Origin of the sequence: Thermoleptolyngbya sp. C42_A2020_037 (genome assembly GCF_015272455.1) — a bacterium.
Lineage (GTDB): Bacteria > Cyanobacteriota > Cyanobacteriia > Elainellales > Elainellaceae > Thermoleptolyngbya.
The window spans coordinates 25,565-46,028 of sequence record NZ_JACYLP010000006.1 but is presented as its reverse complement, the minus strand read 5'-3'; the positions used below and the strand labels follow the sequence as shown (position 1 = coordinate 46,028).

Below are 20,464 nucleotides of genomic sequence, written 5' to 3'. Positions count from 1 at the left end.
GTCAGGGCGATCGCCCAGATTCCGCCCGATATGCAGCGCTACAAGAGCCTCGCGCCGATCCGTCCAGCCATCGAGGGCTATCTACAGGGCAATCGTTGGGGATGGCAGATTCGTCCAGCGCAAGCAGCAGATATCGAGGCCCTGTTTGATATCCGCACCAGCGTTGTGGAAAACCACCAGTCCCGTGAGGAAATTGCCGCGCTGGGCATTACGCCAGCCTCCGTCGCGCACATGCTAGACACCGACTGCTGCGCTTGGGTTGCCGAAATGAATGCTGAGGTGAATCCAGGCAGCCCAGACTTGCCCGCGCACGGTTTAGCCGGATTTGCCATTGCCAATGCCACTGAGAAAACGATCTTTGGGCTGTTTGTGCTGCCAGCCTATGAAGGACGCGGCATTGGGCGATCGCTCTTGCAGGCAGCCGAAGACTGGCTCTGGTTGGCAGGATGCGAGGAAATCTGGCTGGTGACGGGCAACGACCCAACCCTGCGGGCCTACGGATTTTACCTGCACCTGGGCTGGACGGCGGTGGGGGTTGAAAGGGCGGGCGAGTTTCAGGGCGAAATGCGGTTCATCAAGCGTTCTCCTGCTCAGGCTGCGCTACCGGAGCGAGATCTCTCGTCGGAAGCGCTTTCGTCATAAAGGCGCTGTTGGGATCATCCGCATAGTCGGCAAAGGGGCCGCACGGCTCGAACCCGTAGCGGGCATAGAGCGATCGCGCCGCAGCAAATTCCGCCAGTGCCCCCGTTTCCAAATACAGACGGCCATAGCCCCGCCGCTCTGCTTCCGCGAGAATATGCTCCAGCAGTTTTGAGGCAACGCCCTTACGACGATATGCCTGAACCGTCCGCATGGACTTGATTTCACCGCTGGTGGCATCCAAGTGCCTGAGTGCGCCACAGCCCACCAGTTCGTCTCCCTGCCACGCGCTCCAGAAAGTGATGTCGGGCGATTGCAGCCGTTCCAGATCCAGCGCATGGATACTCCCTGGCGGCGTAATTTCATGCATATTCGCCAGATGCTCCCGCAACAGCGCTGCAATTGCTTCTCCCGTTAGATCATCTTCCCGAATTTGCACCGATTTCATTGGCCCGCTGGATGACGATTGTTTCTGAGTGTAGTCATCGGTAGCCGTAAATGCAAAACGCAAACCCCTCACCCGTCTGTCGTTTCCGTGGAGTCGTTTCCGTGAATCAGCGAGCGTTTTACCATGTTCCTAACCCCTAGCGCTTCCAAGCCCTCCCATGCGGCACACCCAGATTCAGCAGTTTGTCGTTTCGGCCAGCCAGATGGCAGCCATCGAATCGCGGGTGTTTGCAGCGGGGATGCCCGTGGCGGCGCTGATGGAAAAGGTGGCGGGGCTAATTACCCGGCGCGTGTGTGAGCTGTATCCCGATGCGCGAACGACATTTGGCATCCTGGTCGGGCCGGGGCACAACGGGGGCGACGCGCTGGTGGTAGCGCGGGAGCTGCATTTTCGCGGCTATGATGTGAAACTTTTTGCGCCCTTTGCCAGTCTCAAGGAGCTAACGGCTCACCATGCCCGCTATGCCGCCAGTTTGGGCATTCCCCAGGTGGCGCTGGCTGATTTGGCCGATTGCACCGTGCTGATTGACGGATTGTTTGGCTTTGGGCTGACGCGGCCGCTCTCTGGCGACATCGCCGCCGCTATTGACCAGATCAACACCTGGCAGAAACCTGTGCTGAGCATTGACCTGCCCTCTGGACTGCACACCAACACTGGCGCGGTGCTGGGAACGGCCGTGCGAGCGACGCGCACTTTCTGCCTGGGGCTGTGGAAGCAGGCGTTTTTGCAAGACCAGGGGCAAGACTGGATTGGGCAGGCGGAACTGCTTGATTTTGACCTGCCCTTGGCGGATATTGTCGAGGTGCTGGGAACCCCGCCTGATCTTTGCCGGATCACGCCACAGCGGGCGATCGCCGCTCTACCCATTCCCCGTTCCGTCACGACCCACAAGTACCGCGAGGGGCACTTGCTGCTGGTCTGCGGATCGCGGCAGTATGCGGGGGCGGCCCTGCTGGCGGCCCAGGCGGCCCGGGCCAGCGGCGTGGGGATGCTGTCGGTGGCCGTGCCGGAATCTTTGCGGCTGATGGTGGTGGCGCAGGTGCCGGATGCGCTGGTGTGGGGCTGCGAAGAAACAGAAGGGGGGGCGATCGCCCAGTTGCCTGAAGACCTGAACCTGGCAGACTACACGGCGGTCGCCTGCGGTTGTGGGCTGACCCGCAAGCCAGCGAGCCTGGTCAAGCAACTACTGAAAACACCCACGCCGCTGCTGCTAGATGCCGACGGGCTGAATATTTTGGCGACGCTCGACCCAGTTCCCACGCTGCGGAACCGACCTGCTCCAACCGTCCTCACGCCGCATCCGGGCGAGTTTCGCCGTCTGTTTCCCGATCTGGGGGCAGCGTCGGGAAGGGAGGAACAGGGCGATTCGCAAAACGATCCCTGCGGGAATCGCATCGACGCAGCACGCCGCGCCGCCCAGCAGTCTGGGGCGATCGTGCTGCTGAAGGGCGCAAAAGTGGCGATCGGCACAACCCAGCATCCGGCTGTGTGGCTGAATCCAGACAGCACGCCTGCCCTGGCGCGGGGCGGCAGTGGTGATGTGTTGACGGGGCTTTTGGGGGGGCTGCTGGCCCAGGCAGCACGGCGGCATCTGCCCTTGGAGCCAGTCGTAGCCGCCGCCACCTGGTGGCACGCCGCCGCTGGACGACTCGCCGCCGCCGCCCACAGCGAACTGGGCGCAGATGCCAGCACGCAGATCCGCTATTTGCCGCGGGTATTGCAATCGAACGATTTTGACGATTCTAGCGATTTTGGATTTTAGATTGGCGGTTTTGGATTTTTGGCAAGCTTTTCAGTCCACATGTCTCACGCCCGGCCGTCGGATACCTGCTGCGTGCCCTGCGGTCGCCCGTTCCGTTTAGATTCCTCAAGCGCCGTTCTGTCAAATGCTACACCCTCAAACTGGTTTGCTTCGGCTGTTCCAAAATGCGATGAGGCGGACGCGATTCGCAAAGCGATCCCTGCGGAAATCGCCGCACCCAACCCCACGACATCGGGCGATTCGCGAAGCGATCCCGACGGGAATTGCCCTGACGCTGGCCCTCCTGGGCGGGCTGGCGATGCCGCTGAAGGGTTCGGCAACCCGTCTCTATGCAATGAGTCTCGATGCCCAGCCAGTGGCGGAACCCAGTGCCCGCCCAGCGCCCATCGAACTGGCACAGCGAATCATCATCCGGCGGCGGGGCGATCGCCACGAGCGAGATCCCGACGACTGGCGCGACGATCCCGACTGGTGGGATGACTATCGGCGCGATTCGCGAGGCAATCCCTACAGGAATCGACTGCCCCGCTGCTATCCCGGTTACGATTGCTATCCCCGCTACGACTATCGCCCGCGCCGCCGACCAGAACCGCCCAATCCCCTGCCGCTGGTGTCTACGCAAGACTGCACCGATCTGACCGTGATGGCGCGGCTTTCCTATATGTGGGATGCGGGCAGTTCCCTCAGCGATGCCGTCACCGGAGCGCAACTGGCGGTATGCAGCAGTGGCGGTGTAGCCACTAGCCTGAGCCGCTGGGGAAATGGACAGGTTGCCCGCTTTGGCAACGGCTGGAACTATCCCAACGGCGTGGCGAGTCGGTTTGGATCGTCCTGGCAATATCCCAATGGGCAACTGCTCACCGCTGGCTCGTCCTGGTTTTATCCCAATGGGCGATCGGCCCGGTTTGGCGCAAACTGGTTCACGCCCAGCGGCCGCCCAGTGTCGCAGCAGGAGTTGCTGAGCCTGGCCTGCGGTCAGTTGGGAACCCGGCAGTGTGGCGATCGCCTCCAGCAGGTTCCGGCAAGCTCCGGCTTTTGGTACGACCTGACAGTGATTGAGCTAGCGTGGCTGTCGGGTCGATAATCTGGCTTGCCACACCAGCGCAAAAGCTTCTAGAGTAAGTTACGAAACGGGTGCGGAGTGCGCCAATTTTCTGGATTCCCAACTTCTCACCCGAACTTCTCACCCCAATTTCTCACCCCAACTTCTAACCCCTTGGATCTCACCGCTGGTTCCCAAGCTGACCGTGATCAGGAAAAGGCCATTCGACGGCGATCGCTGCTCAAGGCCCGTCAGACGATGCATCCTGATCTCTGGCGCGAAAAGAGCGATCGCCTCTGTGCCCGGTTGCAAAGCTGGGAGGGATTTGCTCAGGCGCGGACGGTTCTCGCCTACTTCAGCGTGCGCCAAGAGCCTGACCTCAGCCAATTGTTTCATTTGCCCAAGCGTTGGGGCTTTCCCCGCTGTGTTGAAAAGGAAATGGTCTGGCATCGCTGGTCGCCCGATGGAGCCGGGATGCCCCGCGCCTACCCGCTGCAAACGGGCGCGTTTGGCATCCCGGAACCCCATCCCCTGTCGCTCCAGCTCAGCCCCGCAGAGGTAGACCTGATCCTGGTTCCGGCGCTGGCGTGTGACGTGCAAGGCTATCGGCTGGGCTACGGCGGCGGATTTTATGACCGGATGCTGAGTGCGCCCCAGTGGCGCGGCAAACCCACGATCGGCATTGTGTTTGAGTATGCCCGTGTGCCCCGGCTGCCGCGAGATCCCTGGGATCGCCCGCTACACGGCATCTGCACTGAAACAGGGCTATTCCTGGCAGACGGCTAATGGGGCATTCGTTGCGTAGGCAAGCTAAATCCCCTGGGCAGCAAGCTGCTGTTCGGGTAACTCCACCGACTCGGCTACAATCTTGCGGAACTGTTCCCCATCAATGGTTTCCTGCTCCAGCAAAATCTCTACCAGCTTATCTACCAGGGCACGGTTCTCGCGGATGATGCGGCGGGCTTCGCGGTGGCACCGGGTGGCAATATCGCGAACCTGATGATCGATCTTGACGGCAATTTCTTCAGAATATTCCGACCGCGACATTAGATCCCGCCCCAGGAATACTTCATTATTGCCACTTTCGAGCGCAAAGGGGCCCAAATCAGACATGCCGTAACGGGTCACCATTTCACGGGCCAGATCGGCGACCACGCGGATATCGCCGCTGGCTCCAACGGTCACTTCCGAGTCACCAAACACTTCTTCCTCAGCGGCGCGACCGCCCAGCGCGATTGTAATGCGATCGAGCAGCCAAGCGCGAGTGTAGAGGCCGCTGTCGATCATCTCTTCGTTGAAGGTCTGCTGGGCAAAGCCGCCCACGCCGCCGGAGCGGGGAATGATGGTCACTTTGTTCAACGGATCGGAGTTTTTCAGCAGAGTCATCAGCAGCGCATGGCCGACCTCGTGATACGCAATCAGCCGCTTTTTCTTGCTGTCGAGCAGCGGGGTCAGGGTCATGCCCGTGGTGATGCGGTCGATGGCATCGTCGATTTCCAGCGGGGTGATTTCTTCTTTGCGACGGCGGGCCGTGAGGATGGCAGCTTCGTTCAGCAGGTTTGCCAAGTCAGCCCCAGAGAACCCAGGCGTGCGGCGGGCGATCGCCTCTAGCGATACCTCCGGCGACAGCTTCTTGTCGCGGGCGTGGACTTCCAGAATGCCCAACCGACCGTTGTATCCGGGCAAATCGACCTGCACCTGTCGGTCAAAGCGGCCCGGCCGCAGCAGCGCAGAATCCAGCACGTCAGGACGGTTTGTGGCGGCGATGATGATGATGCCCGTGTTGCCCTCAAAGCCATCCATCTCGGTGAGCAACTGGTTTAGGGTCTGCTCCCGTTCGTCGTTGCCGCCGCCGATGCCTGCGCCGCGCTGCCGACCCACTGCGTCAATCTCGTCGATAAAGATAATGCAGGGCGCGTTTTCTTTTGCTTTTTTGAACAGGTCGCGGACGCGGGATGCACCCACCCCCACAAACATTTCCACAAATTCTGAGCCAGAAATGCTAAAGAAGGGAACGCCTGCTTCTCCGGCGATCGCCTTGGCCATCAGTGTTTTCCCAGTCCCCGGCGGCCCCACTAGCAGCACGCCCTTGGGAATCTTAGCCCCGACGGCGGTGAAGCGTTCCGGCTTCTTCAGGAACGTCACCACCTCTTGCAGTTCCTCTTTTGCTTCTTCAATCCCTGCCACGTTGTCGAACGTCACGCCTGTCTTGGCTTCCATCATGAAGCGGGCGCGAGACTTGCCAAAGTTCATCGCCTGCCCAGAGGCATTGCTAGAGCGGCGCAAGATCATCAGCAGCCCCGCAATCAGCAGAAACGCCAGCAGCGCATTGGTAATAAACCAGGAAACCGCGCTGCTATCTGCCGAAGACTGAGCCGCGACATCGACATTATTATCCCGCGCCGTTTCAAATAGCGCCTGGTTATCGTCTGAATTGCTGAAGAGAATGACTTCCTGCGGCGTATTGCTGCGATCCTTCAGGTAGACCTGCGCCACACCCCGCGCAGAATCGACCTCGATCCTGGACACCTGCCCTGCTTCAATTTTTTCGATCAGCCCCGTGTAGCTGAGGCGCTCTTGAGACCGGGCTGTGCTGGTTTGCGACAGCGCGGGCGGGGCGGCCAGCACGGCTTGCAACGCCAGCCAGACCGCTGCCACTGCACCTGTCGCCGCAGCGCGGGCAGTTCGAGTAGAGCGGGTGCGAGGCAGAGGAGTTTTTGGGGTCAGCGGGCGGGGTCGAAAATCACGCATACCTTACAGCTTTCAGTCGTGCCAGAACACAGGATCTTTGGATAGCACTAGTGTAACTTGCTGACTTAGCAGCGGGTGCGGTTTCAGCCTGCGGCCTTACAATTCGGAGCAGGCTGGGCTGAAACTTTACGTCCAGTTCACAGGCTGCTAAACGCTTGCTCTGTCTGGCTAAACGAGGAGGAAACCCAGGTGAAAGCCGTCCTAATGACTGCGCCAGGTGCGCCGGAAGTGCTGCAACTGCACAACGTTCCTGAACCCCGCCTGACGAGCGATACTGCGCTGCTGGTGCGCCTGAAGGCGGCAGGCGTGAACCCGATTGACACGAAGCTGCGGAAGCGCGGCACGTTTTACCCGGATCAGATGCCTGCAATTTTAGGCTGCGACGGAGCAGGCGTGGTCGAGGCGGTTGGAGCCAGGGTGAAACAGTTTCATATTGGTGAGGCAGTGTACTTTTGCCAGGGCGGGCTGGGCGGAACGCCGGGAACCTACGCAGAATTTGCCGTGGTAGAAGAACGCTGCGTTGCGCCCAAGCCCGCCACGCTGAGTTTTGCCGAAGCGGCTGCTGCGCCGTTGGTCTTGATTACCGCTTGGGAAGCCTTGTGCGATCGCGCTCGGCTCCAGGCGGGGCAGACGGTGATGGTGCAGGCGGGTGCGGGCGGCGTGGGGCATGTGGCGATTCAACTGGCGCGGCTGATGGGGGCGCAGGTTTACACCACCGTTAGCACTGAGGAAAAGTCGGCACTGGCGCGAGATCTCGGCGCTACTGCGACCTTTGATTATCGAAACACTGACCCGGTGGTTGAAGTGATGGCACTAACCCAGGGAACCGGGGTTGATGTCAGCTTCGACACGGTGGGCGGCGGCGTGCTGTCGCAGTGCATCGCGATGACGCGGGTGTATGGCGACGTGGTGTCGCTGCTTGCGCCCGACCCACAGACAGATTGGAAGACGGCCCGCGATCGCAACTTGCGGATTAGCTTTGAACTCATGCTTACCCCCATGCTCCAGGGACTAGAATCTGCCCAGACCCACCAGGCAGAAATTCTCCAGCGCTGCGCCCAGTGGATCGACCAGGGCAAGCTCCGTATTGTTCTCAGCCATGTCTTTCCGCTGGCCGAGGTAGCAGCGGCGCATCGGCTGCTGGAAACAGGTTCTTGCATGGGGAAAATCGCGCTGGCGATCGCCGATTGAGGATACTGCCAGAACCCTATGCTAACGATTTCAACCCTGCCTCCAAAATCCAAAATCCTTCTACTGGGCGATCGCCCAATCTAGAAACCGCTCCACATGATACAACGCGACTTGGTTGCCAATACCGCGAAAGATGGCATCGAAGGCGTGTTCTGCCCAAGGCAACCGAATCAGGGCGGCAATATTACCGTTGGCGCGGAGGGCTTGATGCATCTGCTGGCCAAATTCGGGTTTTACGATATGGTCGCGATCGCCATAGATCAGCAGCACAGGCGGCAGACCGGGGCGCACATAAGTAATCGGCGAGGCGGCGCGATATTCGGCGGGTTGGGTGTCTGGCGTGCCGCTTAGGAAGTCTTCTAGCAAAGCGCGGGTGTTGATAGGGTCGGGGCGCGGCGGATTGCGATAACCCTCCGCTAGGTCTACCGGGCCGTAGTAGCCGACGATTCCCCGCACGGGCACGGCATCGGGTTGGAAGGCGACCAGGGTGGCCAGGTGTGCGCCTGCCGACCAGCCAAGCAGGGCAAGGCGATCGCCCGCAATTCCCCACTCTGCGGCCCGCTGGCGAATCAGTTGTAGCCCCTGCTGCACATCCTGAAGCTGCGCCGGAAAGGGATGCTCTGGCGCGTGGCGATAGTCCAGCGCGATCACCGTATAGCCCCGCGCCGCCAGGTATTGGTTGAAATGGGCATTATCGTCGGCATCCCCCGCGCGCCACGCACCGCCATAAATCGCGACGATCGCCCCCATCGGCTTTGGTGGTCGCACCACGGGCTGATACTTCACCAGGCGCAGCGGCGTGCCATCCGCAGCGCCATACTCGATGGACTCGGCAGAAACTTCTGTCGGAATCGGAATACCCAGGAGCAGATCGGCAAACACAAATGGGCGCGATCGCCCGCGTCGGGCTGCATTTTGGGATATATCGTAGGACTCCCCCAGGGCAGCCCGCATCGTCTGGTCTGCCTGCTGCACCGTGCCCCGCAGTTGCAACAGCGGCAGACTGCTGAGCAGAAGGGCAACCAAACTGAGGGCGATCGCGCTGCGGGCCATGCGCCGAGCCGCAGGACGACGGCTGGCGGAAAACAGGACGACTGCATCCAGCCCCACCTGCCCATTCACCAGCATCAAAAGTGGGCTGATTTCCGGCGCACCCACGCCCAGCGGCAGCAGCGCAAGGGTCGGCGCAGGCACAACCGTCCACAGGCTGAGAAACAGCCCCACCCCGCTAAGCAACAAGATCACCAAGCCTGCGACCCGACTCATGGCGCAACGGGTTCTGGGGTAGAAACAGGCGTGGAGTTAGCAGCAGACTCCAGCCAGTGCTTGGCCCGCTGCGGCTGTCCCCAAATCACCCGCTCCTGTTTGTAAATCACTGTGCCGGGTCGTGCGCCCTTGGGTTTATACACATGACGCGGTTCCGTGTAGACGACGGGAACCTGATCACTTTGGGCAGCGCGGCTGTAGTAAGCCGCGAGGTCAGCCGTGAATTGTAGGTCGGCATCCTCTGGCACTGCGCCCGCCGGAAGCCGCAGCAGGGCATGGCTACCCGGAATTTCCTGACTGTGAAACCAGAGGTCGTAGTCGGTCGCAGTGCGCGAGATGAGCTGGTCGTTCTGGTGGTTGTTGCGCCCGATCAACACCTCAAAGCCGCTGGGTGTGGTGTAGCGGCGGAAGTTCATGTTGGTTGCCGCAGTTCCTCGATAGCGCTGGTCGGGGTCATCGAGATAGCGTTGCTGGATTAGTTCGTCGCGAATTTCTTCGAGTGCTTCTAAGTCTTCTGGCATGGTGTAGGTGTCTACTTGCAGGACGGCAACCTGCACCTGTTCTAGGTAGGTGATTTCTGCCTGCACCTCGGCCAGCAGCGGTTCAAGGGCCTGGCGCGATCGCCGCAATTTTTGGTGCCGTTTGTAAAGCGCCTGGGCATTTTGCACGGCGTTCTTTTCAGGATCGAGGGCAATGTTGACGGGTTCGCCGGTCTCAAAGTCTGCTAGCTCAATGGATTTTAGCCCTGGCTGCCACTCGTGCAGGTGCGCCATGAGCAAATCGGCCTGCGCTCGATAGCGGTCGGCTTCGTCAGACTGCACCAGCCGCGCCTGGAAGTCTTCGGCTTTGGCATAGAGCTTGTTGAGCAGATGGGTCAGCCGCTGGTTGAGCTGGTGGCGGAGTTGCGAGAAGACCTGGCGGTTTAGCTCGTCGGTGTAATAGCGGCTGAGCAGCGCTTGTACTGACTCAGCCGGAAGCGCATCGTCCCAGCCCAGCACGGTGTAGCCATCGGACAACCAGCCGGGGGAAAACTGCTCGGTTTGCAGCGCCGTCAGCCACGCCCGCCAGCAATCGCCCAGTCGGGCCCACTCTGCCTCGCTCAGCGAATCTGTCTGGCGCTCCGGATCGAGACCTGCCGCCGCAATCAGCCGCAGCACCAGCGCCGAACTCAGCCCGCGATAAGCTTTTAGCAAGTTGCGCTTGAGCGGGCCAGGAATCAGCGCCACTCGTTCCTGCCAGCGATCTAGCGGCTCCTCCAGGCTGGGCACGGATTCAGTCAAGCCAGGGGGAAACTCGTAGGGCTGCCCCGTCAACACCGGACGCACACTCGACTGCTGGGCACTGACCTGATGCGCCACAGTGACAATCTGATTGTCAGCATTTGTTAACACTACGTTGCTGTATTTGCCCATGATCTCCACATAGAGATGCCATAGGGCAGGGTCGCCGGGTCGTCGCGCAAACTGAAAATCCAGCACCCGCTCCCAGGGGGCGATCGCCTCTATCGCCACCAGCGCCAATCCGCTAAGCTGATGCCGCAGTTGTTGGCTAAAGGTAAACGTGTCGGGGCCTTTGGGCGGTGGCGGGTCGATGCACACTCTGGCGGCTTGCGGATGCCAGGAAAGCGTAAGCCAGCCGCGCTGATCCAGCGTGCGGAGGCAGAGGGCAATCGTGTGGCGATCGCGCTGCACAACCTGCTCCAGCCGAGCCGGGAGCCAGGTCACCCGCAGTTCAGCGCAGGCAGCCATCAGAGTCGTGTAGTCAACGGGTTGCACAGATTTTCTGGAGATCTACTTCTTTCTATGAATATTTCTATGAAGATCCGCATTCACTCTTGCTGAAATCTATTTCTTTGTATGTAGATTTACGGAGAAATAGCGGATTTTCTTAGTGTGAATAGCGGATTTTGCTCTAACATTCACACTTTTGCTAAAAACCTCACCCAATTGGGTGAAGCAGGATGAGTCAAGATTCGTGGTACACAAAGTTCATGGGCAGATTCCTGATTGCAAAATTGCGAAAAACAGCATCAGATTTGGCTTTAACAAGTTGAAAATATGTGCGTAAAACATCTTATTATTGGTCAGAATGATTACTATCGATTTTGAGTCAGGGATATATGTCTGTGACTTCTGGCACTGAAGCAGTTGAGGATTTTCCCTGAGTGCATCGCTCCCCTTAGAACTATTGCAACTATTTGAAAGGCATAGACGTATTGTTCTCTGTGAGGCGGCCAGTGTGCCGCCTTCTTTAGGGCAATCCCTCGATTTCACACATCAGTTTCGCTCAATCTCTAATTCCGCATGGATTCGTATGGACATCCGGCTTATTAACATTGGTTTCGGGAATATCGTGTCTGCAAATCGGGTGATTGCCATTGTCAGCCCCGAGTCCGCTCCCATCAAGCGTATCATCAGCGATGCCCGCGATCGCGGGCAGTTGATTGATGCTACTTATGGTCGTCGCACTCGTGCGGTCATTGTGACTGATTCTGGACATGTGGTGTTGTCAGCGATTCAGCCCGAAACCGTCGCCAATCGCTTTGTGATCAGCAAAGACCACAGTGATGACTAGCAAAATAATGACCAGTAGGCATAATCAGCACAGTGATGAATCGCCCTAAAACCTGAAGAGACGCAGACTAGAGGGCGATACATCAAGACTGATCAGATCTTCAACTGCATGTAGAATGAAGATCCTAAAGATTTTGGTTGCAGTTGTTACATGCAAGAGCGTTGGTCAGGTGGCAGGCTAATTGTCCTAACTGGGCCGAGCGGGGTTGGCAAGGGCACGCTCTTGAAAGCCTTGATGACACGGCATCCTGAGCTTTATCTCTCGATCTCAGCGACGACTCGTGCGCCGCGTCCTGGAGAGGTCGATGGTCAGCACTATTTTTTTCTGAGTCGTGCCGAGTTTCAGGCGCTGGTTGACCAAGGGGAACTGCTGGAGTGGGCTGAGTTTGCAGGCAACTGCTACGGCACGCCCCGCCGCCCTGTGGAGGCAGCGGTTCAGGAGGGGAAGTGGGTCATTTTAGAAATTGAGCTAGAAGGGGCACGGCAAATTCGGGACACCTTCCCAGAAGCGCTGCGAATTTTTGTGCTGCCGCCTTCGCTGCATGAGCTAGAGCATCGCCTGCGAGGTCGGGGGCAAGATTCGGAAGAAGCGATCGCCCGTCGGCTAGAGCGGGCCCGCGCCGAAATCAATGCGGCTGACGAGTTTGATGTGCAGGTCGTCAACGATGATCTGGGTCTAGCCCTAGACCGCATTGAGCGAATTCTATTCCCAACCGCAGATCCCCTGCCAGACGCGGCGATCGCCCTTGGGAAAAAGGTCAAAACGTGAGGGTTGGCTATCAGCGCTTCTGTCTTCTACACACAAGGAATTCTAGACAGGCTGAGACTCTTCTGAAGGGCTTTGCACTGGGGCATCCTTGCCAGCAGCGTGGTTGTGGTTCACAGGAGCAGCCGCTACAACCTCCCCAGCATGAGAACCTGCGCTAGGGACTGCATTGAGGCGTAGCGCGTTTGCCATCATCTCAATCTGCTTTTTTTCGCGCTTCAGATTTTCCTCCAACTCCTGGATCTGATCCCGCCAGGCCTCAACCTCTAGGGCCCGCCGCCCAATCTCCTGCTCTTTCATGGTGTAGGATTGCCGCCACTGCTCGGCTCTCTGCGCCTCTTCGTGGAGCAGCGCGGGTGAAACCCCGGCGGTCAGATAATCCTGCACAATTTCCAAAACCCAATCCTTTGCATCCTGCACTTGCTTGATTTTCATCGAGCTACTTAGCTCCACGAGAACCAACATGCCTGTTGCATAACGTTCGGATGCTTCGGCCCACACCAGATCCCCAGACTCACAAATTGCCCATACGTAGTCAGCACGCTTTTTGGCAAGCAACTTTAGTCCCGCCTTCCCTTCAGAATCTCGCGTTGTCACCTGAGCCAGGTAGAGCATCAGAATCGAGCTGTGATTGAGAAGATTTGTGAATCCTTAAGAATTAAGTATACCGCTGGCCCTGCTCAGAGTCTAAGGCGATCGCAGCCGAATTGCATGAAGATTCTGAACTGTCACAGTAGATAGTATCAAAGGCTACAAAAACTATCAACAGGTATGGGGCAGTGGATAGCACATGCAGTAAGTTGCGATAGCAAAATCAACATCACCCCTAGATGCAAAGCCACAGACAGCCTGTCAGGATTTTAGTCTAAAGTCGGGAGAGGCGATCGCGCAGAATGGCAGCCTGCGTTTCTGCCTCCGCAAGGGCATCCCGCACCCCCTGAACCACCTCTGTCGGAGCGCGATCGACAAAGTTGGCATTGCTCAAGCGCGATCGCAGGCTCTCGGCTTCTGCCGTGGTCTTGGCCAGATCCTTCTCCAGCTTAGCTCGCAGGGCAGCAACGTCCACCACACCCGCCAGTGGCACCGACACCTGCACCGTCCGCACCACGCCCACCATCGCCTGTGGCGTTCCTCCAGGCGGAGTCGGCACTTCCTGCACTTGGGGCACAGGCACAGGCTTTGTCGATTGCGGCGACGGAATTTTGGGCATCGTCGGCGTGGTATCCGAAGGCGACGCTTCACCCAGAATATCTGTCACCACTCGATTGACCAACTCCCCAAACTCACGGCGCTTCTGAGAAGTCGAGAGATAGCGGATGGCAAACCAGATCGTGTATCCAAAGCCCAGCAGCTTCAGCAGCGGCGTGACCAAAATCAGCCCATTCAGCGAATGCACCGTCGCCAGCAGCGTCCGCGACACCAGCACCAGCGCCACCACCAGCCCCAGCGTTACAATCAGCTTGCGATAGCGCTCCAGAGAGCCAAAGTTCACCCCTTCGACCGCTTTGTAGGCCGCTTCGGCAGCTTCTTGAGCTAGGTGCAGTGCCTCTGCCTCAAACTCGTTGGGTGCAGGCAGCGAGTCGCTGGGCGGAGTCGGCACGGACACGGGTTCTGGAATAGACAGGCTCTCAATCTTTGCCAGATCTTTAATATAGGTCTGCCCCGCAGTGAGAATGGCTCGTTCCTGGGCGTTGTCCGTTTGCAGGACGGTGCGAATCTTCACGCCCGGTTTGATGTCTGCCTCGGCCCGCAGGTTCCGCACCGTGCGAATGGTGTCGAAGATCAGCCCAAACTGATCCTCCAAACTAGAGTTGATGCGCTGGGGATCGGCTACGGGATAGGGTTGGAGCGCCAAAGTTGCCTCTTCGCCCGTTTGCGTCAGCGTGTGCCAAATTTCCTCAGTGACATGGGGCATAAACGGGTGCAGCAGGCGCAACGTCCCCTCTAGCACCGTGGCCAGGGTTTGCTGAGCCGCACGACGGCGATCGCCCCCGTTGGTATCTTGAAGCCGCGACTTGACTAGCTCGATGTACCAGTCGCAAAAGTCACCCCAAATGAACTCGTACAGACCCTTTGCCGCTTCGCCCAATCCGAAGTTGTCGATTTGGTTACGGGTCTGCTGAATCGTCTGGTGATAGCGGGAGAGAATCCAGCGATCGCTCATCTCCAGCCCTTCTGATCCCGGTTCCCCCAGTTGCGCGGGGGTTTGTCCATCCAGGTTCATCATCACGAACCGAGAGGCATTCCACAGCTTGTTGGTAAAGTTGCGCGAGGCCTCCACCGAGGGCGATTCGTCGGTCTTGCGGTTATATTCCAGGCGAATGTCTTGCCCCGCGCCGACGACCTCTCTGACCAGCGTATAGCGCAGCGCGTCGGTGCCGTACTTGTTGATCAGCAATAACGGATCGATGCCGTTGTTGGCCGACTTCGACATCTTCTTGTTGTTTTCGTCCCGCACCAGCCCGTGAATGTAGACGTACTGGAACGGCATTTTGCCCGTAAAGTGCTGCGCCATCATGGTCATGCGGGCGACCCAGAAAAAGATAATGTCGAACCCTGTGACCAGCGTTGTCGTGGGATAGTAGGTTGCCAAGTCAGTTGTCTGATCCGGCCAGCCCATCGTAGAAAAGGGCCAGAGGCCTGAAGAGAACCAGGTATCTAGCACGTCGGGATCTTGCTGAATCTGCACGCCGTCGCCATAGCGAGCCAACAGATGCGATCGCGCTTCATCTTCCGACATCGCCACCACAAAGGGCGTATCGTCCGTAATTTCGCCGCCCGTCTCGCTAACAGCGTAGTAAGCAGGGATCTGATGCCCCCACCAAAGCTGCCGCGAGATGCACCAGTCGCGCAGGCTCACCAGCCAGTCGCGATAGACCTTCTTCCAGCGTTCGGGGATAAATTCCGGTTCGTTGTAGTTATCCAAACGATCCAGCGCCGCATCGGCCAGAGGGCGAATTTTCACAAACCACTGGGTCGAAAGCAGCGGCTCGATAGGCACTTTGCCGCGATCGCTATAGGGCACGGTGGTCTTGTAGTCCTCAACCTTGACCAGGAAACCCTCATCCTGGAGCCGCTGCACCACCTGCTTGCGGGCCTCGAAGCGATCGAGTCCCTGGAACGGCCCGGCGACTTCGTTCATCGTGCCGTCTTTGTTCATCACATTAATGAAAGGCAGGTTGTGGCGCTTGCCCATTTCAAAGTCGTTGGGGTCGTGGGCGGGCGTAATTTTCACCGCGCCTGTGCCAAAGCTGGCATCCACGTAGTCGTCGGCAATGATGGGAATTTCGCGTCCGGTAATGGGCAGGCGAATCGTCTTGCCAAGGAGATGCTGATAGCGCGCGTCTCCTGGATTCACCGCCACAGCCGTATCGCCCAGCATCGTCTCCGGGCGCGTCGTCGCCACTTCGACAAAGCCAGACCCATCCGTCAGCGGATAGCGGAAGTGCCAGAGGTGGCCGTTCACCTCCTGGTTTTCCACCTCCAGATCCGACACCGCAGACTGGCTGGCGGGGCACCAATTCACCATGTACTGCCCGCGATAGATCAAGCCCTCGTCATAAAGCTGCTTGAAGGAATACAGCACCGCCCTAGACAGCCCCTCATCCATCGTGAAGCGCTCGCGGCTCCAGTCTACCGACAGTCCCAAACGGCGAAGCTGGCTGACAATCGTGCCGCCGGATTCTTCTTTCCATTCCCAGGCGCGTTTGAGGAACGCCTCGCGCCCCACATCGTAGCGGGTTTTGCCCTGCTGCCGAAGTTCCTTTTCCAAAAGCGTTTGCACGGCGATGCTGGCGTGGTCGGTGCCGGGGAGCCAGAGCGTGTTGCGGCCGATCATGCGGTGATAGCGCACCAACACATCGATCAGCGCGTGTTCAAACGCATGGCCCATATGCAGGCTGCCCGTCACGTTGGGCGGCGGAATCACGATGCAATACGGCTCGCCCGGAGCGTTAGGGTCTGCTTTGAAAACTTGCCGCTCTTCCCAATATCGTTGCCATTTGGGTTCGGCGATCGCAGCGTCGTATTGGCTGGGCAAGTTGGGGATAGTCGCAGTCATGACTGGCGCAGAATTTGGCTGGATTACTCCTTACCACGTTACAAGAATTTTGCAGTTAGATGTCAGAGTTTGGGGATGGGCAGTTAAGGGTTAGACACGTCCCCAACCCTGCGGGAGGCTGGATGCAAATCGAGCCTGCGTGTACACTGCATACAGGGCACCTGGTTTAGACGACCCTGAGGTCTATTGTCAGTGCAATCCTAAAGGTTGCCTAGCCTTGCAATCTTTAAGCTTCCTCCTCTGTCCTTGCTCAATCAGGGTAGTTTTGAGTAGGGCTGCTGTAAGCTGCATCTGGGCGAAGTAGCCTAAACTCTGAACTTATTCAACATTCGACTATTTACTGAGCTGACGCGAAGGATCTTCTTGTTTTGACCCTCTCTTCCCTTTCGGTGCAACGCAGTAAGTCCCTCTATGAGCAGACCTACGAAGCGCTGCGGGCCAGCATCTTGTCCGGAGATCTGGCTCCTGGGCAGCGGCTAGTAGAAACGCAGCTTGCCGAGCGACTCCAAGTCAGCCGCACGCCGATTCGCGAGGCGATGCGTCAGCTTCAGCGGGATACGCTAGTGACAGCCGACAGCAGCGGCGGGCTGCGGGTGGCCTCGCTGTCGGTGGAAGATGTGATTCAGCTTTATGACTGTCGGCTGGCGCTGGAGCAATTTGCCGTGCAGGGAGCCTGCCAACATGCCACTCCAGAACAAGTGCGATCGCTCGAACAGTTGGTCGCCCAGTCCGAAACCCTGAGCAAGTCCCAGACCGAATACAGCCCCAAAATGCTGGATTTGGACTATCGATTTCACCGACTCATTGCCGAAAGCTCTGGCAATCGCTGGCTGGTGTCGCTGCTGGATCAAGTGTTTGACAAGATGGCGCTGCTGCGGGTGCAAACCACGCGCCGCAATCCCCGTGTGCTAGAGATTCGCCAAGAGCATCGACAGATCTTTGAGGCAATTCAGACTGGGTGGCGATCGCGCTCTGAGGCCGACATCACCGCCGCCGTTGCTGCCGTTCGGACTCACCTAATCGCCAGCCAAGCCCGCGTGACACAAGAAGTAGAGAACTTGCAGCACGGCGTAGACGGATGAAGTGATAAGGGATAGCACGATAATGCCATGATGAAATGATGTGAGATTTTGCTCTATCCATCCATTGTTCCATCCACGTTCTATCCAACTGCTATGACCGAAGCCACGACTCGCTACGTCTTTATCTGCGGCTCTGCCCTGCGCGGCCAGCCCGACCACGGCAACCTGCAATCCGCTGCGTTTGTGCGGGAAGCCAAAACTAAGCCCATGTATCGCCTGCATTCGGTGCAAAACGGCTGGCATCCTGGCATTTATCCCGTCGAAGAAGGCGGCATCTCGATTCCGGGCGAAGTATATGAGATGACGGTCGAACAGTTTGACTACCTGGCCAGCAACGAGCCGCCCAATATGCACCCCAAAGACGTGTACCTGGAAGACGGCAGCGTGGTGACTGCCTTCCTCTACCCCAGAGAACTGGTAGAACAGTACGGATGGGAAGATGTATCGCACTATGGCGGCTGGGTTGCCTACAAAATGGCGACGGCACCTACCAGTAGCTAGTGCAAAGCTGCGTAACTGGGCTGGATGTTCGTAGTAGCGACTTCAGTCGCCCCATTCACAACCTCTCAGAGGCAGGCTGAAGTCTGCACTACAAACCAGGGGCAGAACTTCTGCCGCAGCCTATTAGTCAATCCACCGAAACCGAGCAGATACAGATTAGTCTGGGCGGATAGACTGTTTGAGCAGGCTGCGCGATTTTAGGCGTGTGTCTTAGACTTGAATAGTCTTCATTCAGTAGTCTTCATTGCCTCACGGCTAGAGTTTGGCAGTGTTGACAAGCGTCCCCTACAAACGCCCATCGGAGAGTTCAACCTATGTCCTGGCGCACATCCTCTGCTGGCCCGCTCGATCGCCTGTTTGCCTGCCTTCCCTACATCCTGCCGATGCTGGAGGCGCTACCCTTTGGAACGGGTCTGCTGAGCGAGTTTCCGATGTTGCAACCGCTGCTGCTGCCGCTGGCCCCCTTTGCCTTCGTCTATCGCTTGGTGACGGGCATCTTTTCGTTTGGTGGGTTTGGCATTGGGGGATTTTTGGTGTTCCTGGCGCTGTATTTCCTGGTCGTCCGCAACGAAGGCATTTCCCATTTCATCCGGTTTAACACGATGCAATCCATCCTGATTGGCATTGCGCTGAGCCTGCTTGCGTTGGTGATCAGTCCAATCTTTGAGGTGCTGCCGCCGCTGTTTGTGCAGAGCCTCTTTACGGCGCTGTTTTTGGGGACGTTTATTCTCTGCATTTATGCGATTGTGCAGTCGGCCTTGGGCCGCTATGCCGAGATTCCAACGATCTCTGACGCTGCAAAAATGCATGTGTACTAGCTTGCTGTCAGCGGGCTAGCCTAAATCATTTAGAAAATTGAGGGCATTTGAGCCAGCGGGGGTCAGGCGATCGCCGCTGGTTTCGCATTTCTGGCGGCAATTGTGTTTTCTAGTGCGCCAATGCCCTCAATTTCCACCCGAATGCGATCGCCCACTTGCACAGGCCCAATCCCTTCCGGCGTGCCCGTCAGCACCACGTCCCCCGGCAGCAGCGTCATCACCTGGCTGATGTAGGACACCAACACCTCTGGCGCAAAGGTCATTTCGCTAATCAGCGCCGACTGCACAGGCTTGGGGCTATCGTTCAAAAAAGTTTGCAAGCGGGCGCTGGGGTTCAGTTCCCGCACGATCCACGGGCCCAGCGGACAAAAGGTATCAAAGCCTTTGGCGCGAGTCCACTGACCGTCTTTTTTTTGCAAGTCGCGGGCGGTGACATCGTTGGCAATGGTGTAGCCCCAAATCTTGTTCTGGGCAGCTTCGGGGGAGCAATCACAGCAGCGATCGCCAATCACTAGCGCCAGTTCGCCTTCATAGTCCACCCGCTCCGACTGGGGTGGATAGAAAATTGGGTCGCCCATTGCAATCAGCGTCGTTGAGGGCTTGAGAAACAGCAGCGGCTCTTTCGGGGCTTCGGTGCCCATTTCGGCGGCGTGCTTGGCGTAGTTTTTGCCCACGGCGATGATTTTTGACGGCACGCAGGGAGCCAGTAGGCGATAGCTATCCGGCTCGATCAGCAGATCGGTCAACTGCCCCTCCAGCCACGGCGGCGCATCCAGCACCTGCACCTGGCGGTTGAGCTGCAAAATGCCGTAGTAGAGCTGACCGGAGGTGGTTTGAACCCGAACGTAGCGCTGCGCCATAGCAAAAACTGAAATCCAGGGAATGAGTGATAGAATTGTATTTCCTTGCTTCTAAGCCAGAATGCCCGATTGAACGAGCGGCCGCAAGGCGTAGACTTACCCATTGTCCGGCAAGACCTGCCTGAACCACTAGGGCGATCGCCAAGGGCATGGGTTTCTTTAGGGTTCGTCGTCCTGACGTTCGTTCGCTCAGCGCACCTGCCTCTAGAGGCCGTCTGTCCACAAGGAGACTCCTTAAACCCATGAATTACGAAACGATGTACATCCTCCGGCCTGACCTGGGGGATGATCAGACCGATGCGGCGATCGCCAAATACCAAATCATCCTGAAAGACCAGGGCGCAACTGACATCGACACCCAGCACCGGGGCAAGCGCCGCCTCGCCTACGACATCGGCAAGCATCGCGAAGGCGTATATATCCAGATGAACTACGTCGCCAGCGGCAATGCAGTCGCCACGATGGAGCGGGCTATGCGCCTCAGCGAAGATGTAATCCGCTATCTTACCATCCGCGTTGAAGAGCCTGCTGCAAAGGAGCCTGCCTAGCGGTTCCACCAGGCTGAATCAACGCGCAAATTTGGCTGTAGATGATCCCTGTGAAGTCCGCTACTTTGCAGGGATTGATGCTTTAAAGCTCTAGAGCAAGCCTCTTGAAGCAAGCTAAAAAATACCCGGCTGCCCTGACTCCCTCTGCGTCAGTTCG

Annotated in this window: 18 protein-coding genes; 11 read left to right on the top strand and 7 right to left on the bottom strand. The window is 58.2% G+C overall.

Features of this window, described 5'->3' with window-relative positions:
• The first annotated feature begins 108 nt into the window (after positions 1-108).
• Positions 109-642: a GNAT family N-acetyltransferase gene (locus tag IGS16_RS22255; protein ID WP_367185700.1), complete on the top strand. Its 534-nt coding sequence runs from the start codon at positions 109-111 to the stop codon at positions 640-642.
• Here IGS16_RS22255 and IGS16_RS01495 read toward each other — a convergent pair.
• The gene (locus IGS16_RS01495) at positions 575-1,078 is read right to left on the bottom strand and encodes a GNAT family N-acetyltransferase (protein ID WP_367185699.1); all 504 of its coding nucleotides are present in this window, start codon (positions 1,076-1,078) and stop codon (positions 575-577) included. The two genes, IGS16_RS22255 and IGS16_RS01495, sit on opposite strands and share 68 nt — an antisense overlap.
• A gap of 166 nt (positions 1,079-1,244) precedes the next feature.
• On the opposite strand from IGS16_RS01495, the gene IGS16_RS01490 reads away from it, so the two are divergent.
• The 3 genes from IGS16_RS01490 (at position 1,245) to IGS16_RS01480 (ending at position 4,677) form a co-directional block, all read left to right on the top strand.
• Complete coding sequence (locus IGS16_RS01490) at positions 1,245-2,849, top strand: NAD(P)H-hydrate dehydratase (protein ID WP_297082709.1); 1,605 nt, start codon at positions 1,245-1,247, stop codon at positions 2,847-2,849.
• Between the two features lie 169 nt (positions 2,850-3,018).
• Positions 3,019-3,933 (top strand): hypothetical protein, encoded by a 915-nt coding sequence (locus IGS16_RS01485; RefSeq protein WP_297082707.1) that lies wholly within the window; start codon positions 3,019-3,021, stop codon positions 3,931-3,933.
• Between the two features lie 132 nt (positions 3,934-4,065).
• The gene (locus IGS16_RS01480) at positions 4,066-4,677 is read left to right on the top strand and encodes a 5-formyltetrahydrofolate cyclo-ligase (RefSeq protein ID WP_297082705.1); all 612 of its coding nucleotides are present in this window, start codon (positions 4,066-4,068) and stop codon (positions 4,675-4,677) included.
• Between the two features lie 24 nt (positions 4,678-4,701).
• Here the strand turns inward: IGS16_RS01480 and ftsH are convergent, their stop codons facing one another.
• Positions 4,702-6,642, bottom strand: coding sequence for an ATP-dependent zinc metalloprotease FtsH (gene ftsH, locus IGS16_RS01475; RefSeq protein ID WP_297082703.1), 1,941 nt, complete (start codon positions 6,640-6,642; stop codon positions 4,702-4,704).
• 189 nt (positions 6,643-6,831) lie between these two features.
• On the opposite strand from ftsH, the gene IGS16_RS01470 reads away from it, so the two are divergent.
• Entirely contained in the window at positions 6,832-7,833 is a 1,002-nt protein-coding gene (locus IGS16_RS01470; RefSeq protein WP_297082701.1) for a zinc-dependent alcohol dehydrogenase family protein, read from the top strand.
• A gap of 60 nt (positions 7,834-7,893) precedes the next feature.
• Here IGS16_RS01470 and IGS16_RS01465 read toward each other — a convergent pair whose 3' ends face one another.
• A complete protein-coding gene (locus IGS16_RS01465) occupies positions 7,894-9,099 on the bottom strand; it encodes an alpha/beta hydrolase (protein WP_297082699.1) in 1,206 nt (401 codons plus the stop codon).
• Positions 9,096-10,874 (bottom strand): NFACT RNA binding domain-containing protein, encoded by a 1,779-nt coding sequence (locus IGS16_RS01460; protein ID WP_297082697.1) that lies wholly within the window; start codon positions 10,872-10,874, stop codon positions 9,096-9,098. Before IGS16_RS01460 ends, IGS16_RS01465 begins: the two co-directional genes overlap by 4 nt.
• A gap of 538 nt (positions 10,875-11,412) precedes the next feature.
• Here IGS16_RS01460 and remA point away from each other — a divergent pair.
• Positions 11,413-11,673: an extracellular matrix/biofilm regulator RemA gene (gene remA / locus IGS16_RS01455; RefSeq protein ID WP_297082695.1), complete on the top strand. Its 261-nt coding sequence runs from the start codon at positions 11,413-11,415 to the stop codon at positions 11,671-11,673.
• A gap of 150 nt (positions 11,674-11,823) precedes the next feature.
• Positions 11,824-12,441: a guanylate kinase gene (gene gmk / locus IGS16_RS01450; RefSeq protein WP_297082693.1), complete on the top strand. Its 618-nt coding sequence runs from the start codon at positions 11,824-11,826 to the stop codon at positions 12,439-12,441.
• Between the two features lie 42 nt (positions 12,442-12,483).
• On the opposite strand, the gene IGS16_RS01445 is transcribed toward gmk, so the two are convergent.
• Positions 12,484-13,053, bottom strand: a complete 570-nt coding sequence (locus tag IGS16_RS01445; protein WP_297082691.1) for a hypothetical protein — start codon at positions 13,051-13,053, stop codon at positions 12,484-12,486.
• A 250-nt stretch (positions 13,054-13,303) separates the two neighbouring features.
• Positions 13,304-16,498, bottom strand: coding sequence for a valine--tRNA ligase (locus tag IGS16_RS01440; RefSeq protein WP_297082689.1), 3,195 nt, complete (start codon positions 16,496-16,498; stop codon positions 13,304-13,306).
• A gap of 368 nt (positions 16,499-16,866) precedes the next feature.
• Here IGS16_RS01440 and IGS16_RS01435 point away from each other — a divergent pair, with 368 nt between their 5' ends.
• From IGS16_RS01435 to IGS16_RS01425, 3 genes are all read left to right on the top strand, one after another.
• Positions 16,867-17,580 carry a GntR family transcriptional regulator gene (locus tag IGS16_RS01435; protein ID WP_084782572.1) on the top strand — a complete coding sequence of 238 codons (714 nt, stop codon included), beginning with the start codon at positions 16,867-16,869 and terminating at the stop codon, positions 17,578-17,580.
• Positions 17,581-17,673: 93 nt separating this feature from the next.
• A complete protein-coding gene (locus IGS16_RS01430; RefSeq protein ID WP_297082686.1) occupies positions 17,674-18,081 on the top strand; it encodes a gamma-glutamylcyclotransferase in 408 nt (135 codons plus the stop codon).
• Positions 18,082-18,395: 314 nt separating this feature from the next.
• Positions 18,396-18,899, top strand: a complete 504-nt coding sequence (locus tag IGS16_RS01425) for a Tic20 family protein (protein WP_297082684.1) — start codon at positions 18,396-18,398, stop codon at positions 18,897-18,899.
• Positions 18,900-18,961: 62 nt separating this feature from the next.
• On the opposite strand, the gene IGS16_RS01420 is transcribed toward IGS16_RS01425, so the two are convergent.
• Positions 18,962-19,759, bottom strand: a complete 798-nt coding sequence (locus IGS16_RS01420; RefSeq protein ID WP_297082682.1) for a fumarylacetoacetate hydrolase family protein — start codon at positions 19,757-19,759, stop codon at positions 18,962-18,964.
• Positions 19,760-20,001: 242 nt separating this feature from the next.
• Between IGS16_RS01420 and rpsF the strand changes: the two genes are divergently transcribed.
• Complete coding sequence (gene rpsF, locus IGS16_RS01415; RefSeq protein ID WP_297082679.1) at positions 20,002-20,307, top strand: 30S ribosomal protein S6; 306 nt, start codon at positions 20,002-20,004, stop codon at positions 20,305-20,307.
• Positions 20,308-20,464 lie beyond the last annotated feature (157 nt).